This window comes from Alsobacter ponti (genome assembly GCF_024294805.1).
GTDB classification, from domain to species: domain Bacteria; phylum Pseudomonadota; class Alphaproteobacteria; order Rhizobiales; family Beijerinckiaceae; genus Alsobacter; species Alsobacter ponti.
In genome coordinates this window covers 95,492-112,429 of the sequence record NZ_JANCLU010000010.1, presented here as the reverse complement: position 1 = coordinate 112,429, position 16,938 = coordinate 95,492, and the positions used below count along the sequence as shown (strand labels likewise).

At 71.2% G+C, this 16,938-nt stretch carries 18 protein-coding genes; 13 read left to right on the top strand and 5 right to left on the bottom strand.

What is annotated here, in order from left to right:
- Nucleotides 1-34 precede the first annotated feature (34 nt).
- From NK718_RS12000 to NK718_RS11950, 11 genes are all read left to right on the top strand, one after another.
- The gene (locus NK718_RS12000) at nt 35-1,006 is read left to right on the top strand and encodes a heme o synthase (RefSeq protein ID WP_254742345.1); all 972 of its coding nucleotides are present in this window, start codon (nt 35-37) and stop codon (nt 1,004-1,006) included.
- Nucleotides 1,006-1,182 carry a cytochrome c oxidase system small membrane protein gene (locus NK718_RS11995; protein WP_254742342.1) on the top strand — a complete coding sequence of 59 codons (177 nt, stop codon included), beginning with the start codon at nt 1,006-1,008 and terminating at the stop codon, nt 1,180-1,182. Before NK718_RS12000 ends, NK718_RS11995 begins: the two co-directional genes overlap by 1 nt.
- A gap of 5 nt (nt 1,183-1,187) precedes the next feature.
- The gene (locus NK718_RS11990; RefSeq protein ID WP_254742340.1) at nt 1,188-1,796 is read left to right on the top strand and encodes a cytochrome c oxidase assembly protein; all 609 of its coding nucleotides are present in this window, start codon (nt 1,188-1,190) and stop codon (nt 1,794-1,796) included.
- Between the two features lie 50 nt (nt 1,797-1,846).
- Nucleotides 1,847-2,722, top strand: a complete 876-nt coding sequence (locus tag NK718_RS11985) for a cytochrome c oxidase subunit 3 (protein WP_254742339.1) — start codon at nt 1,847-1,849, stop codon at nt 2,720-2,722.
- A 60-nt stretch (nt 2,723-2,782) separates the two neighbouring features.
- Complete coding sequence (locus NK718_RS11980) at nt 2,783-3,166, top strand: DUF983 domain-containing protein (RefSeq protein WP_254742336.1); 384 nt, start codon at nt 2,783-2,785, stop codon at nt 3,164-3,166.
- A 2-nt stretch (nt 3,167-3,168) separates the two neighbouring features.
- Nucleotides 3,169-3,960, top strand: coding sequence for an SURF1 family protein (locus tag NK718_RS11975; protein ID WP_254742334.1), 792 nt, complete (start codon nt 3,169-3,171; stop codon nt 3,958-3,960).
- An 88-nt stretch (nt 3,961-4,048) separates the two neighbouring features.
- Nucleotides 4,049-5,464: a threonine synthase gene (thrC, locus tag NK718_RS11970; protein WP_254742332.1), complete on the top strand. Its 1,416-nt coding sequence runs from the start codon at nt 4,049-4,051 to the stop codon at nt 5,462-5,464.
- Entirely contained in the window at nt 5,461-6,810 is a 1,350-nt protein-coding gene (locus NK718_RS11965; RefSeq protein WP_254742330.1) for a M16 family metallopeptidase, read from the top strand. Before thrC ends, NK718_RS11965 begins: the two co-directional genes overlap by 4 nt.
- A 7-nt stretch (nt 6,811-6,817) precedes the next feature.
- Nucleotides 6,818-7,420, top strand: coding sequence for a GNAT family N-acetyltransferase (locus tag NK718_RS11960; protein WP_254742328.1), 603 nt, complete (start codon nt 6,818-6,820; stop codon nt 7,418-7,420).
- A gap of 139 nt (nt 7,421-7,559) precedes the next feature.
- A complete protein-coding gene (locus NK718_RS11955) occupies nt 7,560-10,445 on the top strand; it encodes an EAL domain-containing protein (RefSeq protein WP_254742326.1) in 2,886 nt (961 codons plus the stop codon).
- On the top strand, nt 10,442-10,936 hold the full coding sequence (locus tag NK718_RS11950; RefSeq protein WP_254742324.1) for a class I SAM-dependent methyltransferase: 495 nt from the start codon (nt 10,442-10,444) through the stop codon (nt 10,934-10,936). Before NK718_RS11955 ends, NK718_RS11950 begins: the two co-directional genes overlap by 4 nt.
- Nucleotides 10,937-10,939: 3 nt before the next feature.
- Here NK718_RS11950 and NK718_RS11945 read toward each other — a convergent pair whose 3' ends face one another.
- Nucleotides 10,940-11,557: a YqgE/AlgH family protein gene (locus NK718_RS11945; protein ID WP_254742321.1), complete on the bottom strand. Its 618-nt coding sequence runs from the start codon at nt 11,555-11,557 to the stop codon at nt 10,940-10,942.
- Nucleotides 11,558-11,757: 200 nt separating this feature from the next.
- Between NK718_RS11945 and NK718_RS11940 the strand changes: the two genes are divergently transcribed.
- Both NK718_RS11940 and NK718_RS11935 read left to right on the top strand, forming a co-directional pair.
- Nucleotides 11,758-12,645 (top strand): protein-disulfide reductase DsbD domain-containing protein, encoded by an 888-nt coding sequence (locus NK718_RS11940; RefSeq protein ID WP_254742318.1) that lies wholly within the window; start codon nt 11,758-11,760, stop codon nt 12,643-12,645.
- A gap of 108 nt (nt 12,646-12,753) precedes the next feature.
- Entirely contained in the window at nt 12,754-13,260 is a 507-nt protein-coding gene (locus NK718_RS11935) for a peroxiredoxin (protein WP_254742315.1), read from the top strand.
- 6 nt (nt 13,261-13,266) lie between these two features.
- Here NK718_RS11935 and rnhA read toward each other — a convergent pair whose 3' ends face one another.
- The 4 genes from rnhA to NK718_RS11915 form a co-directional block, all read right to left on the bottom strand.
- Nucleotides 13,267-13,737, bottom strand: coding sequence for a ribonuclease HI (gene rnhA / locus NK718_RS11930; RefSeq protein WP_254742312.1), 471 nt, complete (start codon nt 13,735-13,737; stop codon nt 13,267-13,269).
- A complete protein-coding gene (locus NK718_RS11925; RefSeq protein ID WP_254742309.1) occupies nt 13,734-14,699 on the bottom strand; it encodes a homoserine kinase in 966 nt (321 codons plus the stop codon). Before NK718_RS11925 ends, rnhA begins: the two co-directional genes overlap by 4 nt.
- 3 nt (nt 14,700-14,702) lie before the next feature.
- Nucleotides 14,703-15,683: a 4-hydroxy-3-methylbut-2-enyl diphosphate reductase gene (gene ispH, locus NK718_RS11920; RefSeq protein WP_254742306.1), complete on the bottom strand. Its 981-nt coding sequence runs from the start codon at nt 15,681-15,683 to the stop codon at nt 14,703-14,705.
- Nucleotides 15,684-15,774: 91 nt separating this feature from the next.
- Nucleotides 15,775-16,938: a benzoate/H(+) symporter BenE family transporter gene (locus tag NK718_RS11915; protein ID WP_254742303.1), complete on the bottom strand. Its 1,164-nt coding sequence runs from the start codon at nt 16,936-16,938 to the stop codon at nt 15,775-15,777.

Sequence of the window (16,938 nt, the reverse complement as noted above, 5' to 3'; positions counted from 1 at the left end):
CGGCGGACCGACCGAACCGGAGCGCCACGACACGATGTCTCTCGTCACGCACAGCATGGACGGCGATAGCCGGGTGGGCCTGTCGAACGGCGCCGCCTCGGATTATTTCGCGCTGCTCAAGCCGCGCGTGATGTCGCTGGTCGTGTTCACCGCGCTCGTCGGGATGATGCTGGCGCCGGGCCTCAACCCGGTGCTCGGCTTCGCCGCGCTGCTCGCCATCGCCGTCGGGGCGGGCGCGTCGGGCTGCCTGAACATGTGGTACGACGCCGACATCGACGCTGTGATGGGCCGCACGGCCAAGCGGCCGATCCCGGCCGGCCGCATCCTGCCCGGCGAGGCGCTCGCCTTCGGCCTGACGCTGTCCATCGGCTCGGTGACGTTCCTCGGCCTGATCGCCAACTGGGTCGCGGCGAGCATGCTCGCCTTCACGATCTTCTTCTACGCCGTCGTCTACTCGATGTGGCTGAAGCGCCGGACGGCGCAGAACATCGTGATCGGCGGCGCCGCGGGGGCCATCCCGCCGATGATCGGCTACGCCGCCGCCACCGGCTCGGTGAACCTCGACAGCTTCGCGCTGTTCTCGATCATCTTCCTGTGGACGCCACCGCACTTCTGGGCGCTGGCCCTGGTGAAGTCGGACGACTACCGCCGCGCCGGCATCCCCATGCTGCCGGTGGTGGCCGGGCCCGACGCGACGCGGCTGCAGATCCTGCTCTACACTCTGGTGCTCGCGCCGGCCGGGCTCGCGCCCTGGCTGATGGGCTTCGGCGGGCCTCTCTACGCGGTCGTCGCCGCCCTGTCGGGCGCGTGGATGGTGGCGCTCGCCGCGCGCGTCTACCGCGTGCGCGAGGGCGACGCCGCGCGCAAGGCCGCCATCCGGATGTTCCTGGTCTCCATCCTCTACCTCTTCCTGCTGTTCGCCACGCTGCTGGTCGAGCAGGTGGTGGGGCTGGAGCGCCTGTCCTGGGCGGCCTCCGCCGCCGCGCGCCTGGCGGGAGCCGCGTGATGGCCGCCCCCGAGCCGAAGACCCCGCCCGCGCCGTGGCGGCCGAGCGAGGAGGACCTGCGCCGACGCCGCTCGCGCTCGCTGGCGCTCGGCCTCACGCTCGGCGCTCTGGCCCTGCTGTTCTTCATCGTCACCATCGCCAAGCTGGGCGGCAACGTCTTCAACCGCGCGCTGTGACCGCCATGACCGAGCCCCAACTCCGTCCCGCCCCCGCCGACCGCCCGCGCGCCCTGCGTCGGACGGCGCTGGCGTGCGCCCTGGGCGCTGCGGCGATGGTGGGCGCGGCCTTCGCCGCGGTACCGCTCTACACGCTGTTCTGCAAGGTCACCGGCTTCGCCGGCACGCCGCGCGTCGCCACGGAGGCGTCCGAGACGGTCGGCCAGCGCGTCGTCACCGTGCGCCTCGACGCCAACGTGCAGCCCGGCATGAGCTGGCGGTTCGAGCCGGAGACGCCGACCGTCGAGGCCCGCGTCGGCGACACCAAGACGGTGTTCTACCGGATCCGCAATGTCGGCGACAAACCCGTCACCGGCATCGCCTCGTTCAACGTGCTGCCCGAGCTGGCGGGCGGCTACTTCAACAAGCTCCAGTGCTTCTGCTTCACCGAGATCACCTTGCAGCCCGGTGAAAGCATGGAGGCGCCGGTCGTGTTCTTCATCGATCCCGCGATCGAGAAGGACCGCGACCTCCAGACCACGGACACGATCACGCTGTCCTACTCCTTCTTCCCCGCGAAGGGCTCGCCGAAGCCGGTCGCCGGGGTGAAGGAGGCAGGCCGGCCTCAACTGTAGGGGGAACGCCGGGGCCTGAAAGCCTCGGCGGACAACGGAGAACGACCACGATGGCCGACGCCCACACCAAGCACCACGATTACCACCTCGTCGATCCGAGCCCTTGGCCGTTCGTCGGGTCGGTGTCGGCCTTCGTCACGGCGGTCGGCGCCATCATGTGGATGAAGTCGATCGCCGTCGGCGGCCTGCATCCCGGCCCGGTGGTGTTCGGTCTCGGCTTCATCGGCGTGCTCTACACCATGTTCGCGTGGTGGATGGACGTGGCGCGGGAGGCCGAGTACGGCGGCTTCCACACCCGCGTCGTGCAGATCAGCCACCGCTACGGCATGATCATGTTCATCGCCTCCGAGGTGATGTTCTTCGTCGCGTGGTTCTGGGCCTTCTTCGACGCCAGCCTGTTCGCCGGCGAGGCCAAGCAGTTCGCCCGCTTCGACTTCACCGGCGGGCACTGGCCGCCGAAGGGCGTCGACGTGTTCGACCCCTTCCACCTGCCGCTGCTCAACACGCTGATCCTGCTGACCTCCGGCACCACCGTCACGTGGGCGCACCACGCGCTGCTGCACAACGACCGCGACGGCGTGAAGTGGGGCCTGATCCTCACCGTCATCCTCGGCGCGATCTTCACGACCGTGCAGGCCTACGAGTACAGCCACGCCGCCTTCGCCTTCAAAGGCAACATCTACGGCGCGACCTTCTTCATGGCGACCGGCTTCCACGGCTTCCACGTGCTGATCGGCACGCTGTTCCTGCTGGTGTGCCTGATCCGCGCCATGAACGGCCATTTCAAGCCGAACCAGCACCTGGGCTTCGAGTTCGCCGCCTGGTACTGGCACTTCGTCGACGTGGTCTGGCTGTTCCTGTTCGTGGCGATCTACCTTTGGGGCTCCCACTGGGGCGCCGCCGCCGCCGCCGCCGGCGCTCACTGAGCGCCCCACCCCTCAGCAAAGGGCGGCCTCGGCCGCCCTTTCGCGTTTCGGAGACGCGCCGTGACCGAGCCCGGCCCCGCCTATGACGGCCCCCGCCCCTCGCCCTACGCGGCGGGGCTCGCCGGGCGCTGCCCGCGCTGCGGCAAGGGCAAGCTGTTCCGCGGCTTCCTGGCCGTGGCTCCCGGCTGCGACGCGTGCGGGCTCGACTACGGCTTCGCCGATTCGGGCGACGGCCCGGCGGTGTTCATCATGCTGGCGGTCGGCGTCGTGATGGTCGGCGGCGTGCTGCTGGTCGACGTGATGTACGAGCCGCCGATGTGGGTGCACGCCGTGATCTGGCCGCCGCTGACGATCGTGCTGAGCCTGGGCCTGTTGAGGCCGCTCAAGGGCCTGCTGATCGCCCTGCAATATCATCACAAGGCCGAACAGGGCCGGCTGGAGTGAGCATGACCATCGACGACGCCGTGAAGCCCGCCCGCCGGGGTGCGCGCAGCCTGCTCTGGCCGGCGCTCGCCACGCTGGCCGGCTTCGCCGTGCTCATGGGGCTCGGCTTCTGGCAGATCGAGCGCATGGGCGCCAAGCAGCGCCTGATCCACCGCGTCGAGCAGAGCGTCCGGGGCGCGCCGCAGGTCCTGCCGCCGGAATCGGCGTGGGCGACGCTGCGGCCGAAGAGCTACGAATACCGCAAGGTGCGCGTCGAGGGCCGCTTCCTCCACGACAAGGAGATCCACGTCCACGGCCTGCTGTCGCCGGAGAGGCCCGGCGGCCAGGTGCTGCAGGGCGTCTACGTGCTGACGCCGTTGCAGCTCGACGACGGCGCCGTCATTTACGTCAACCGCGGCTTCGTTCCCACCGAAAAGACCGACCAAGCCGCGCGGCGCGAGGGGCTGCCGGAGGGGCGCGTCGCCGTCACCGGCCTGCTGCGCGCGCCGGAGCCGCGCGGCTGGTTCCTGCCCGACGACGACCCGGCGAAGAACTCGTGGTTCGTGCGCGACCCGCTCAAGATGGCCCGCCTCGCCGGGCTGACGCGCGCCGCGCCGTTCGTGCTGGACGCCGACGCCACGCCCAACCAGGGCGGCTGGCCGCTGGGCGGGCAGACGCGCCTGACCTTCCCGAACGACCACCTGCAATACGCGATCACCTGGTTCGCGCTGGCCGCCGGGCTGCTCGTCGTTTTCGCCTTTTTCGCCCGCCAGCAGACCGCGCGCGGCCACGAGGACGGCGGCGCGTCCGCCTGATCGCCGCCGCGCCGAACGGAGGCCTTTGCGTTCGGCTTGTCAGCCCTTATTCGGGTGCTACCTTCCGATCCAGACAAGGACCGCGACCGTGCTGCACGTTTCCACTCGGGGGGAAGCCCCGGCCCTCGGCTTCGCCGACGCCCTGCTGGCCGGCCTGGCCCGGGACGGCGGGCTCTACTGGCCGCAGGACTGGCCGGAATTTTCCGCCGACGCCGTCGCCGGACTCGCCGGCGTGTCCTACGCCGAGGCGGCGCGCCGGGTCATCGGGCCCTTCGTCGGCGGCGAGGTCGAGCCGGGTGCGTTCGCCCGCATGGTCGACGACGCCTACGCCACGTTCCGCCACCCGGCCGTCTGCCCGCTGACGCAGATCGGCGACAATCTCTTCGTGCTGGAGCTGTTCCACGGGCCGACGCTGGCCTTCAAGGACGTGGCGATGCAGCTGCTCGGCCGGCTGATGGACCACGTGCTGGAGCAGCGCGGCCAGCGCGCGACCATCGTCGGGGCCACGTCCGGCGACACCGGCAGCGCCGCCATAGAGGCGTTCCGCGGCCGCGAGCGGGTCGACATCTTCATCCTCTACCCGCACGGGCGCGTCAGCGAGGTGCAGCGCCGGCAGATGACGACGGTGGGGGACGCCAACGTCCACGCCATCGCGGTGGAGGGCGATTTCGACGACTGCCAGGCGCTCGTCAAGGCGATGTTCAACCACCACCGCTTCCGCGACGAGATGGGCCTGTCGGGCGTCAACTCGATCAACTGGGCGCGGATCGTGGCGCAGGTGGTGTACTACTTCACCGCCGCCGTCAGCCTCGGCGCGCCGCACCGCGAGGTGTCGTTCTCCACGCCGACCGGAAATTTCGGCGACGTGCTCGCCGGCTGGGTCGCCAAGCGCATGGGCCTGCCGGTGGGGCGGCTCAACGTCGCCACCAATGCCAACGACATCCTCGCCCGCGCCCTGGCGACGGGGCGCTACGAAGTGACGGGAGTAACCCCGACCACCTCGCCGTCGATGGATATCCAGGTCTCCTCCAACTTCGAGCGCGCGCTGTTCGAGGCGCACGGGCGCGACGCCGCCGCCGTGCGGCGCATGATGGCGTCGCTGGGGCAGAGCCGCGCCTTCGAGATCGCGCCCGGCGCGCTCGCCGCGCTGCGCGCCGACTTCTCGGCCGGCACGGTGCGCGAGGACGCCGTCGCCGCCGAGATGCGCCGCACCTGGACGCAGGCCGGCTACCTGCTCGACCCGCACACCGCGGTGGGCGTCGCCAGCGGCCGCGACCTGCTGGCGGCGGACCCCGCGACGCCTGTCGTGGCGCTGGGCACCGCCCATCCCGCCAAGTTCCCGGACGCCGTGCGTGCCGCCACCGGCGTGTCGCCCGCGCTTCCCGCGCATCTGGCGGATCTTCTGGAACGGCCGGAGCGTTTCTCGGTGCTCCCGAACGACCAGGCCGCGATCGAACGCTTCGTGAGCGAGCGCGGACGGGCCGCGCGGAAAGGCGCCGCATGAGCCAGTCCCGCCCCACGTCCAAGGGTCGGCGGACCGCCCCCCGGGCCGAACATGTCCGGGTGACGACGCTGCCGAGCGGGCTGAGGGTGGTGACCGAGCACATGCCGCAGCTCTCCACGGCGGCATTGGGCGTGTGGGTCGGCGCGGGCACGCGCCACGAATTGCCGGGCGAGCAGGGGCTGGCGCACCTGCTCGAGCACATGGCCTTCAAGGGCACGAGGCGGCGCTCGGCACTCGCCATCGTCGAGGAGATCGAGGCGGTTGGCGGCGACCTCAACGCCGAGACCTCGGTGGAGCGCACCGCCTACTACGCGCGCGTGCTCGGCGAAAACGTGCCGCTGGCGCTCGACATCCTGTCCGACATCCTCACCGAGCCCGCCTTCGACAAGGACGAGCTGAAGCGCGAGAAGGGCGTCGTGCTGCAGGAGATCGGCGCGTGCGAGGACACGCCCGACGACGTCGTGTTCGACATGTTCATGGAGACCGCCTATGGCGGCGCGCCGATCGGCCGGCGCATCCTCGGCACGCCGAAGACGGTGCGCGCGCAGACCGCCGAATCGATGCGCTCCTTCCTCGACCGGCAATATCGCGCCCCCGACATGGTGGTCGGCGCGGCCGGCGCGGTCGACCACGACCAGGTTGTGGAAGAAGTGAACCGGCGCTTCGGAGCCTTCGCCAGCGAGCCGCCCGCCCCGCCGACCGCCGGCGCGTGGACGGGGGGCGACGAGCGCAGCGTGCGCAAGCTGGAGCAGGCCCATCTCGTCGTCGGCTTCGAGGGAAGGTCGTTCCTCGATCAGGACCACTACGCCCTGCACGTATTCTCGAACCTGCTCGGCGGCGGCATGTCCTCGCGGCTGTTCCAGGAGATCCGCGAGAAGCGCGGCCTGTGCTACGAGGTCTACTCGTTCCACCAGCCGTTCTCCGACACCGGATTCTTCGCCATCTATGGCGGCACCGGCGAGAAGCTCTTGCCCGAGTTCGTGCCGGTGATGCTCGATTGCGTGCGCGCCGCCGCCGAGGCCCCGAGCGAGGCCGAGGTGGCCCGCGCCAAGGCGCAGATCAAGGTATCGCTGCTGATGGGGCTGGAATCGTGCGCGCGCCGCGCCGAGCAGATGGCGCGCCACGTGCTCTCCTACGGGCGCGTCATCCCGCGCGAGGAGATCGTCGCGGCGATCGACGCCATCACGCCGGCCGACGTCAGCCGCGTCGCCCGGGCCATGCTGGCGACCGCGCCCACGGTGGCGGCGGTGGGGCCGGTGCGCGGCCTGCCGGACGTCGCGGGCATGGCGCGGCGGATCGGCGCGCCTACGCCCGGAGCCAGTCCCGCCAAGTCGGCGGCGGAATGAGCCGGCCATGGCGTTCTTCCGCCTCTCTTTGGCCGCCGACGAGAGCCCGCTGGTGCGCGGCCGGGGCTTCTATCTGCGCCCGCCCCGGCCCGACGACTACGTGGCGTGGGCCCGCCTGCGGCAGGCGAGCTACGAGTTCCTGAAGCCCTGGGAGCCGATCTGGCCCGCCGACGACCTGACGCGCGCCGCCTATCGCCGCCGCATCCGCCGCTACCAGCGCGAGATCGAGGAAGACCTCGCCTACCCGTTCTTCCTGTTCCGAGAACCCGACGACGAGCTGATGGGCGGGCTGACGCTCGGCATGGTGCGCCGCGGCGTCGCCCAGGCGGCGACGCTGGGCTACTGGATGGGCGCGCCCTTCGCCGGGCGCGGCCACATGGGCCGGGCCGTGCGGGCGGCGGCCGGCTACGGGTTCGACAATTTGCGGTTGCGCCGGATCGAGGCTGCCTGCGTCCCGCACAACGCGCCGTCCATGCGCCTGCTCGAGCGCGTCGGCTTCCGGCGCGAGGGCCTGGCGCGCCAGTATCTGTGCATCAACGGCGTCTGGCAGGACCACGTGCTCTACGCCCTGCTGCGAGACGATTTCCGCGCCGACACAGGATCGCCTTGATCGCAGGCGAGGAAATCCGCCGGCCCGGGTCGGGGCGCGCGCCGCGCGCCTTGCCCTTCCCTCCCGTCGCAGCTACCACTGACACACCTTGATCGTCCAAGCGCCACCCGGGCCCCGCCTCCGCCGAGGTCACTCTTCGTTGCGAGTCATCGGCCTTCTCCTCCTGCTGCTCGGCCTGCTCGGCGCCTATCCGGGCGGCGCGACGCGGGCGTTGGCGCTCGATCCCATTTCGGTGCGGGCCGAGAGCGCCGCCATCGACCTGCAGCGATTCGTGCAGCGTTCGAAATCGGACGGCGACCTGATCCAGATTTCGACCGCGCCCGGCGCGGACGGCATCGTGCGCCGGATCGCCATCAAGGCGACCGAGCCCGGCACGCGGCCGGACTGGATCGTCTTCGCGCTCAAGAACGACAGCAACGAGCAGCTCATCCGCTGGCTCGTCGCGCCGCATTTCCGGCTGGTCGATTCCGGCGTCATCTGGCCCGACCTCGGCGCGCGGCGCATCACCGCCGTCACCGCCAGCCAGGGCGAGAGCCCGGACCGCGAGGACAACGCGGAAGCCGACATCTTCGAGATCGTGCTGGACCCCGGCGCGACCGTCACCTACATCGCCGAGCTCGCCGACCCGCGCCTGCCGCAGCTCTATCTGTGGAATCCGGACGACTACAAGGACAAGCAGAACGGGCTGACACTGTATCGCGGCATCGTCATCGGCATCGCCGGCCTGCTGGCGCTGTTCCTCACCATCGTGTTCGTGGTGAAGGGCGCGGTGATCTTCCCGGCGGCGGCGGCGCTGGCCTGGGCGGTGCTGGCCTATGTCTGCATCGATTTCGGCTTCTGGCAGAAGATCGTGCCCATGACGGCGGAGGGCGAGCGCGTCTACCGCGCCGTGGCAGAGGCGGTGCTGGCGGCGACGCTGCTGGTGTTCCTGTTCGCCTATCTCAATCTCAACCGCTGGCACGTGCGCTACGTCCATATCGCGGCGGCGTGGCTGGTGTTCCTCGCGGCGCTGATCGGCATGGCGGTGTTCGACCCCACGGTGGCGGCGGGCGTGGCGCGCATCTCCATCGCCGCCGTCGCGGCCGTCGGCTTCCTGCTCGTCATCTATCTCTCGACCCACGGCTACGACCGCGCGGTGATGCTGACGCCGACGTGGTTCATGCTGCTCGCCTGGGTGGCGGCGGCGGGTTTCGCCATCTCCGGCCGCCTCACCAACGACCTCGTCGCGCCCTCGCTGCTGGGCGGCCTCGTGCTGATCGTCATGCTGATCGGCTTCACCGTGATGCAGCACGCCTTCGCCGGCGGGGCGATCGCGCACGGGCTGGTGAGCGACGCCGAGCGCAAGGCGCTGGCGCTCGCGGGCTCCGGTGACACGGTGTTCGACTGGGACGTGGTAGGCGACAAGGTCTATGTCAGCCCGGAGATCGAGCAGCAGCTCGCCATGAAGCGCGGCGCGCTGGAGGGGCCGGCGGCCGACTGGCTGGAGGTGATGCACCCCTTCGACCGCGACCGCTTCCGCGCCACGCTCGACGCGGTGCTGGAGCAGCGGCGCGGCCGGGTGCAGATGGAGTTCCGGCTGAAGTCCACCGACGGGCACTACTACTGGTACGCGCTGAAGGCGCGGCCGGTGGTGGGCACGGACGGCGAGGTGGTGCGGGTGGTCGGCACGCTCGGCGACGTCACCGACCTCAAGACCGCCGAGGAGCGCATCCTGCACGACGCCGTGCACGACAACCTCACCGGCCTGCCGAACCGCCGCCTGTTCCTCGACCGGCTCGACGGCGCGCTGGCGCTGGCGCGCAGCGAGGACGCGCTGCGCCCGACCGTCATCGTGCTCGATTTCGACCGCTTCAAGCAGATCAACGAATCGGTCGGCCTGCCGACCGGCGACTCGATCCTGCTCGCGATGTCGCGCCGGCTCGGCCGCGTGCTGAAGCCGCAGGACACGCTGGCGCGCGTCACCGGCGACCAGTTCGCGCTGCTGCTGCTCTCCGAGCGCCAGCCGGACCGCATCACCCTGCTCGCCGACACGGTGCGCCGCGTCGTCACCGCCCCCGTCGTGTTCGGCGAGCGCGAGATCTTCCTCACCGCGTCGATCGGCATCGCCCTTCCCGATCCCGAGGCCCCGAACCGGGGCGAGGACATCCTGCGCAACGCCGAAATCGCGATGATGCACGCCAAGAAGCTCGGCGGCGACCGCATCGAGGTGTTCCGCCCGGCCATGCGCGCCCAGCGCACCGACCGGCTGGCGGTGGAGATGGATTTGCGCCGCGCCCTGGAGCGCAACGAGATCAAGATCCTGTTCCAGCCCGTCGTCCGGCTGGAGGACCGCACCGTCGCCGGCTTCGAGGCGCTGATGCGCTGGGACCACCCGAAGCACGGCCGGCTGGGCCCGCAGGAGTTCATCGGCATCGCCGAGGAGAGCGGCCTGATCGTCGAGCTGGGGCTGTTCGCGCTGGAGCGCACGGCGCAGGAGCTCGCCGCCTGGCAGGCGGCGCTCGACATCGACCCGCCTATCTTCGCCAGCGTCAACGTGTCGAGCCGCCAGGTGCTGCGCCACGACCTGCTGCAGGACGTGAAGATGGTCATGAGCCGGTGGGGCGTGCTGCGCGGCACGCTGAAGCTGGAAGTGACCGAGAGCGTGGTGATGGACAATCCCGAATACGCCACGCAGATCCTCAACCGCATCGCCGACCTCGGCGCGGGCCTCTCGCTGGATGATTTCGGCACCGGCTATTCGTCGCTGTCCTACCTGCAGCGCTTCCCGTTCGACACGATCAAGATCGACCGCGCCTTCGTGCGCCCCGACGCCAAGGGCGTGCGGCCGATCATCCTGCGCTCCATCGTCACCATGGCGCACGATCTCGGCATGGAAGTCGTCGCCGAGGGCGCGGAGAACGAGGCGGACGCGGTGGAGCTCTACGAGATGGGCTGCGAGTACGCCCAGGGCTACGCCTTCGGCCCGCCGATGACGGCGCTGGAGGCGCGCAAGCTGGTCGGCGCGGCGACGACGGAGGCCGCGTGAGCCGCCTCGACAGCGTCATCCGCCGCCTCGAGGCGCAGCGCCGGACGCTGGACTGGGCGGCGGCCGAGATCGCCGGGCGCGACGGGCTGGTGCTGGAACTGGGCCTCGGCAACGGCCGCACCTACGACCATCTGCGCGACCGCCTGCCCGGCCGCGCCATTCACGTTTTCGAGCGCTGGCCCGCCGCGCACCCGGACTGCATGCCGCCGGCGGAGTTCCTGGTGGTGGGGGATCTGCGCGAGACGCTGCCGGCCTTCCGCGCGCGGCATGGCGCGGGCTCGGCGGTGCTGGCCCATGCCGACATCGGCAGCGGCGACCCGGCCGTCGACGCGGAACTGGCGTCCGCCCTGTCCGCGCTGCTGCCGCCGCTGATCGCGCCGGGCGGAATCGTGCTGTGCGACCAGAGTCTCGACCTGCCGGGCTTCGACGACGTCGCGCCGCGCCTCGGCGTGCCGGAGAAACGCTACAACGCCTGGGTTCGCCGCGCCTGAGCGTCAGGCGTGGCCGGCCTCGGTCGACAGCATGGCCGGGTCGATGCCGATCTTGCGCAGCGCGCGGTCGTACTTGGTGTCGAAGCGGCCGTCGAACACGAGGTCGGGATCGGGCGGGCAGTGCAGCCAGCCGTTCTCGTGCATCTCGCTTTCCAGCTGCCCCGCGCCCCATCCGGCGTAGCCGAGCGCCAGCACGGCCTGGCGCGGCCCCTCGCCGTTGGCGATGGCGCGCAGGATGTCGATCGTCGCGGTGAGGCAGATGCCCTCGTCGATCGGCAGGGTCGAGCGGTCGATGAAGAAGTCGGAGGAATGCAGCACGAAGCCGCGCCCGGTCTCCACCGGGCCGCCGCGCAGCACGGGGAAATGCTCGGCCGAAGCGGGCAGGCGGATGCTCTTCGGCGTGATCTCGAGCTGTTCGAGCAGCGCCGGAAATTCGATGTTGGGAGCGGGCTGGTTGATGATCAGCCCCATTGCGCCTTCGGGCGAGTGCGCGCAGACATAGATGACGGCCCGGCTGAACCGCTCGTCCGGCATGCCGGGCATCGCGAGAAGAAGCTGACCGTCGAGAAAACCGCTGGGGCTCATCTCTGTCGCAACGTTCAACGTGTCAATGTTGATCATGTTAGCCTCTTTCTCCTCGCGATCCAAACGCCGGCCCGGAACCGCTTGTTCCCCCCGGAGGCCGGGGACGGGCGGCCGTCCGGGGCCGCTGGAGGCCGAAAAACGCCCCCCGGCTCGCGGGCGCGTCACGGGCTCGTCATTTGTCGGAGGGCCCCCGGATCGTGCATGACCATTTGGCAATGAGAGCTCCGCGCCCCGCCATGTCCAGCTTCCGTCCGCTTCTGGCGCTGCTCGCGCTGGGGCTGGCCGCCGCCCCGGCGCGGGCCGAATGGTCGTCGCGCGCCGCCGCCGGCGCGTCGGAATGGTCGCGCGGCCTGCACGCCACGATGCGGCTGCTCGACGGCGGGCCGCAGGACGCCGCCGGGCGGGTGTACGCGGCCGGCATCGAGATCAAGCTGGACCCGCAATTCAAGACCTACTGGCGCACGCCCGGCGATTCCGGCCTGCCGCCCGAGTTCGACTGGAGCGCCTCGCAGAACGTCGCCGGCGTCACCGTGCTGTGGCCCGCCCCCTACCGGTTCGAGGACGCGGCGGGGTCCTCGATCGGCTACAAGGAGCACGTCGTGCTGCCGCTCTCGGTGGAGGCGGCGGACCCGGCCAAGCCGGTGGTGCTGGCCTTGAAGCTCGATTACGCGGTGTGCGAGCAGATCTGCATTCCGGTCAAGGGAGAGGCGAAGCTGGCGCTCGCCAAGGCGGGCCTGTCGACGCCGCACATGGCGGCCATCGCCGAGGCGCGCAAGCGCGCGCCGGCGCAGCATGCGATCGGCGACGGCCCCCCGCCCACGTTCCGCTCGGTCGAGGCGTCCGGCGGCAAGGCGCTGCTCGTCTCCGCGCTGGTGCCCGATACGGCCGGCGTGGTCGACATCTTCGCCGAAGGGCCGGACGGCTGGGTGTTCTCCGCCCCCGTGCCGGTGGCGGCGCTGCCGCACGGCCCGGGCGCTCGGCTCGTCAACTACCGGATACCCGCCACCGAGTCGCCGAAGGACGGAGACGTCTCCAGGATCCCGGTGGTGCTGACGCTGACGGCCGACGACGCCGCGGTGGAGACGAAATTGACGCCCCCGGCCCTCAAGGCCAAGGCGAAGTGAGGCGCATTCGGCGCGCCGCGGCCTCTGGCCTTTTTCGCCGCGGGCCCTAGAACTCGCCCCGAGCCCGCGCTTTTCTCGACGACACGGGCCTTCCATGGAGATGTGACGATGACGATCGCAGTGGGCGACCGGATCCCGGACGCCACTTTCCGGGTGATGACCGCCGAGGGCCCCTCGGCGGTGAATGCCGAGCAGGTCTTCAAGGGCCGCAAGGTCATTCTGTTCGGCGTGCCCGGCGCGTTCACCCCCACCTGCCACAAGAACCACCTGCCCGGCTATCTCGCCCGCTTCGACGAACTGCGCGCCAAGGGCGTCGACGCGATCGCCGTCACCAGCGTCAACGACGTGTTCGTGATGGACGCCTGGGCCAAGGCCACGGGCGCGGACGGCAAGATCGAGTTCCTCGCGGACGGCAGCGCCGATTTCGCCAAGGCTGTCGGCCTCTCAGCCGACCGCTCGGCCTTCGGAATGGGAACGCGCTCGCAGCGCTACTCGATGCTGGTCGAGGACGGCGTCGTCACTGCGCTGAACGTCGAGGAAGGCGCGGGCAAGGCGGAGCTGTCGGGCGCGGACAAGATGCTCGCCGACCTTTCGGAGCGCGCCGCCGCCGTCTGACCGGCGTCAGCGCCCCGGCTTCTTGAACGGGGCCATGCCCTCGCGGGCGAGCTCGTCGACGCGCTCGTTCTCGACGTGCCCGGCATGGCCCTTCACCCAGTGGAAATGCACCGTGTGGCGGCGGCGCGCCTCGTCGAGCCGCTGCCACAGCTCGGCGTTCTTCACCGGCTTCTTGTCGGCGGTCTTCCAGCCGTTCGCCTTCCAGCCGTAGATCCAGGACGTGACGCCCTGGCGCACGTACTGGCTGTCGGTCCACAGATCGACCTCGCAGGGCCGCTTCAGCGCCTCCAGCGCCATGATGGCGGCCATCAGCTCCATGCGATTGTTGGTCGTCAGCGCCTCGCCGCCCTTCATCTCCTTGCGCCGCTCGCCGTAGGTCATCAGCACGCCCCAGCCGCCGGGGCCCGGGTTCCCCGAGCACGCGCCGTCGGTGTGGATCACCACGCGGTCCGCGGCCGCCTTCGCCGGGTCCGTCACGCGTCGCGCCCGTAGTCGGCGGCGCAGGTCGCGCGCTCGTGGAAGCGCAGCTTGCGGTAATATTCCAGCGGGTCCTTCGGCTTCACCAGCGCCCCGGGCGGCACGTTCAGCCAGTCGACGAGGCGGGTGAGCATGAAGCGCAGCGCGGCCCCCCGGCACAGCAGCGGCAGCGCCTCCGCCTCCGGCGGCGTCAGTGGGCGCACCCGCTCGTAGCCGGCGATCATGGCGCGGCCCTTGGTGAGGTTGAACGAGCCGTCGACCTCGAAACACCACGCGTTGAGGCAGATGGCGAGGTCGTAGGCGAGCGCGTCCGTGCAGGCGAAATAGAAGTCGATGAGCCCGGAGAGGCGGGGACCGAGGAAGAACACGTTGTCGGGGAACAGGTCGGCGTGGATGACGCCTTCCGGCAGGCCGCGCGGCCAGTTCGCCTCCAGCCCCGCAAGGGCCCGCGCCGTCGCCTCGGCGAGGCCGGGCGTGACCGTGTCGGCGCGTTCGCGCGCCGCCTCGTAGAGCGGCCGCCAGCCCTGCACCGACAGCGCGTTGGCGCGGCGCATGCCGAAATCAGCGCCGGCGAGGTGCAGCCGCGCCAGCGCCTCGCCCACCGCGCCGCAATGCGGCACGCCGGGGCGCTTGACGCCCATGCCGTCCAGGAAGGTGACGATGGCGGCCGGCCGCCCCGCGAGCCGCCCCAGCGCCCCGCCCCCGCGCATTCGCACCGGCTGCGGGCAGGTGAGGCCCTTGGCGGCCAGGTGCTCCATCAGCCCGATGAAGAAGGGCAGGTCGTCCTCCTTCACGCGCTTTTCGTAGAGCGTGAGGATGAAGAAGCCCGCCTCGGTGTGGATCAGGTAGTTGGAGTTCTCGACGCCCTCGGCGATGCCCTTGGCGGACAGCACGGCCCCGACGTCGTACTGCGCCACGAAGGCCGTCAGCTCCTCGTCGGTCACTTCGGTATAGACGGCCACGCGCTACTCCGCGGCTTTGTCGCGCAGGTCGCGCGGGAGGGGAAAGAACACGCTCTCGTCGGCCGTCGAGACGGTCTCGACCCGCACGTCGTAGCGTTCGGCGAAGGCGTCGATGATCTCCTCGACGAGCACCTCGGGGGCCGACGCGCCGGCGGTGATGCCGAGCGAGCGAATGTCGCCGAACAGCGCCCAGTCGATGTCGGAGGCGCGCAGCACCAGCCGCGACAGCCCGCAGCCGGCGCGCTCCGCCACTTCCTTGAGGCGCTGCGAATTGGACGAGTTCGGCGAGCCGACGACCAGCATGGCGTCGACCTGCGGCGCGACCTTCTTCACCGCCTCCTGGCGGTTGGTGGTCGCGTAGCAGATGTCCTCCTTGTGGGGCGCGGCGATCGCCGGGAAGCGGGCGCGCAGCGCGTCGACGATCTCGCGCGTGTCGTCGACCGACAGCGTCGTCTGGGTGACATAGGCGAGCGCGGCCTCGTCGGGCGGCGCCAGGCGGGCGACGTCCTCCACCGTCTCGACCAGCAGCACCGCGCCGGCCGGGAGCTGGCCCATCGTTCCGACCACCTCCGGATGGCCGGCATGGCCGACCAGCACGACCGTGCGGCCGCGCCGCCAGTGCAGCTCGGCCTCGCGGTGCACCTTGGTGACGAGCGGGCACGTGGCGTCGATGGCGAACAGGCCGCGTCCCGCCGCCTCCCCGGGCACCGACTTCGGCACGCCGTGGGCGGAGAAGATCACCGGCGCCTGCGTATCCGGCACCTCGTCCAGTTCGTCGACGAACACCGCGCCTTTCCGGCGCAGGCCCTCGACCACGTATTTGTTGTGGACGATCTCGTGGCGCACATAGACCGGCGGGCCGAACACGCGCAGCGCCTGCTCGACGGCGTCGATGGCGCGCACCACGCCGGCGCAGAATCCGCGCGGCGCGCACAACCGCACGTCGAGGCGCGGCTTGGCGGCGGGGGATGCGGCGGCGTTCATGTCGGCTCGGGCCTCGGCGCGGGTTGCGGTGCAGCGCGTTTGTGTGGCGACGTCGCCGCGAGGTCAAGCGCGCAGGCCCGGGCGGGCCGGCTCATCCCCGGCGCAGGAGCGTGGCGGCGCGCTCGAGGCCGAGCGCGGCGAGCCCCGCCGCCAGCCCCCAGAAGGCCGAGCCGACGCCGAAGGCGGTGACGCCGGAGGCGGTGACCACCAGCGTCAGCACGGCGGCGAAGCGCGTCTTCTCCTGCGCCATCGCCGCCCCGAGCGCGCCCATCAGCGGCCCGAGCAACGCCAGGCCGGCCACCACGCGCACGAGATCGCCCGGCATGGCGGCGAACAGCGCCACGAGCGACGCGCCGAACGCCGCGAAGACGAGGTAGACGAAGCCGTAGAACAGCCCCACCGGCCATCGCTTCGCCGGGTCGGGGTGGGTGTCAGGCCCGGTGCAGATGGCGGCGGTGATGGCGGCGAGGTTGCTGGTGTGCGCGCCGAGCGGCGCGGTGAGCAGCGAGGCGAGCCCGGTGACGGCCAGGATCGGCCGCACCGGCGGCTGGTAGCCGCAGGCGCGGAGCACGGCGAAGCCGGGCAGGTTCTGCGAGGCCATGGTCACGAGGTAGAGCGGCAGGCCGAGCCCGACCAGCACGGCGGGTTCGAAACGCGGCGTCGTCAGCGTCACGGTGGAGAGCCGCAGCATGCCGTCGGGCAGCGGACCGACGAGGCCGAGGCCGAAGGCGAGCGCGATGCCGGCCGCCACCACGAACAGCATGCCGCCCGCCGGGCTGACGAGCCGCGCCACCAGGAACAGCGCCACCAGCGGCAGCGCCAGCATCGGCGATGTCTGCGCCGTCTCGAACACCGCGAGCACGAAGCGCAGCAGCACGCCCGCCAGCATGGCGGCGGCGACGCCGGCCGGGATGCGCGCCACCGCGTCGCCCAGCGGCCGCACGGCGGCGGTGAGCAGGATCAGCACGGCGACGAGGATGAACGCGCCGGTCGCCGCCTCCATGCCGACCGGGGCGGCGGAAGCGGCGATCAGCGCCGCGCCCGGCGTCGACCAGGCGGTGACGATGGGCATGCGCAGCCGCCAGCTCAGCCACGCGCTGGTGAAGGCCATGGCGAGGCAGAGCCCGGTGACCCAGGAGGCCACCTGCGCGGGATCGGCCCCCGCCGCCCTGGCGGCGGCAACGATGAGGGCGAGCGTTCCGCCGAAGCCGACCAGCGCGGCGACGACGGCGGAGCTTGGAATGGAGAGGCGCAA

Excerpts from the sequence above, each read along its gene's own strand:
- NK718_RS11990 (WP_254742340.1), top strand. The coding sequence starts at position 1,188 with ATGACCGAGCCCCAACTCCGTCCCGCCCCCGCCGACCGCCCGCGCGCC.
- NK718_RS12000 (WP_254742345.1), top strand. The coding sequence starts at position 35 with ATGTCTCTCGTCACGCACAGCATGGACGGCGATAGCCGGGTGGGCCTG.
- NK718_RS11940 (WP_254742318.1), top strand. The coding sequence starts at position 11,758 with ATGTCCAGCTTCCGTCCGCTTCTGGCGCTGCTCGCGCTGGGGCTGGCC.
- ispH (WP_254742306.1), bottom strand. The coding sequence starts at position 15,683 with ATGAACGCCGCCGCATCCCCCGCCGCCAAGCCGCGCCTCGACGTGCGG.
- NK718_RS11985 (WP_254742339.1), top strand. The coding sequence starts at position 1,847 with ATGGCCGACGCCCACACCAAGCACCACGATTACCACCTCGTCGATCCG.
- NK718_RS11945 (WP_254742321.1), bottom strand. The coding sequence starts at position 11,557 with ATGATCAACATTGACACGTTGAACGTTGCGACAGAGATGAGCCCCAGC.
- NK718_RS11935 (WP_254742315.1), top strand. The coding sequence starts at position 12,754 with ATGACGATCGCAGTGGGCGACCGGATCCCGGACGCCACTTTCCGGGTG.
- NK718_RS11960 (WP_254742328.1), top strand. The coding sequence starts at position 6,818 with ATGGCGTTCTTCCGCCTCTCTTTGGCCGCCGACGAGAGCCCGCTGGTG.
- NK718_RS11975 (WP_254742334.1), top strand. The coding sequence starts at position 3,169 with ATGACCATCGACGACGCCGTGAAGCCCGCCCGCCGGGGTGCGCGCAGC.
- NK718_RS11965 (WP_254742330.1), top strand. The coding sequence starts at position 5,461 with ATGAGCCAGTCCCGCCCCACGTCCAAGGGTCGGCGGACCGCCCCCCGG.
- NK718_RS11995 (WP_254742342.1), top strand. The coding sequence starts at position 1,006 with ATGGCCGCCCCCGAGCCGAAGACCCCGCCCGCGCCGTGGCGGCCGAGC.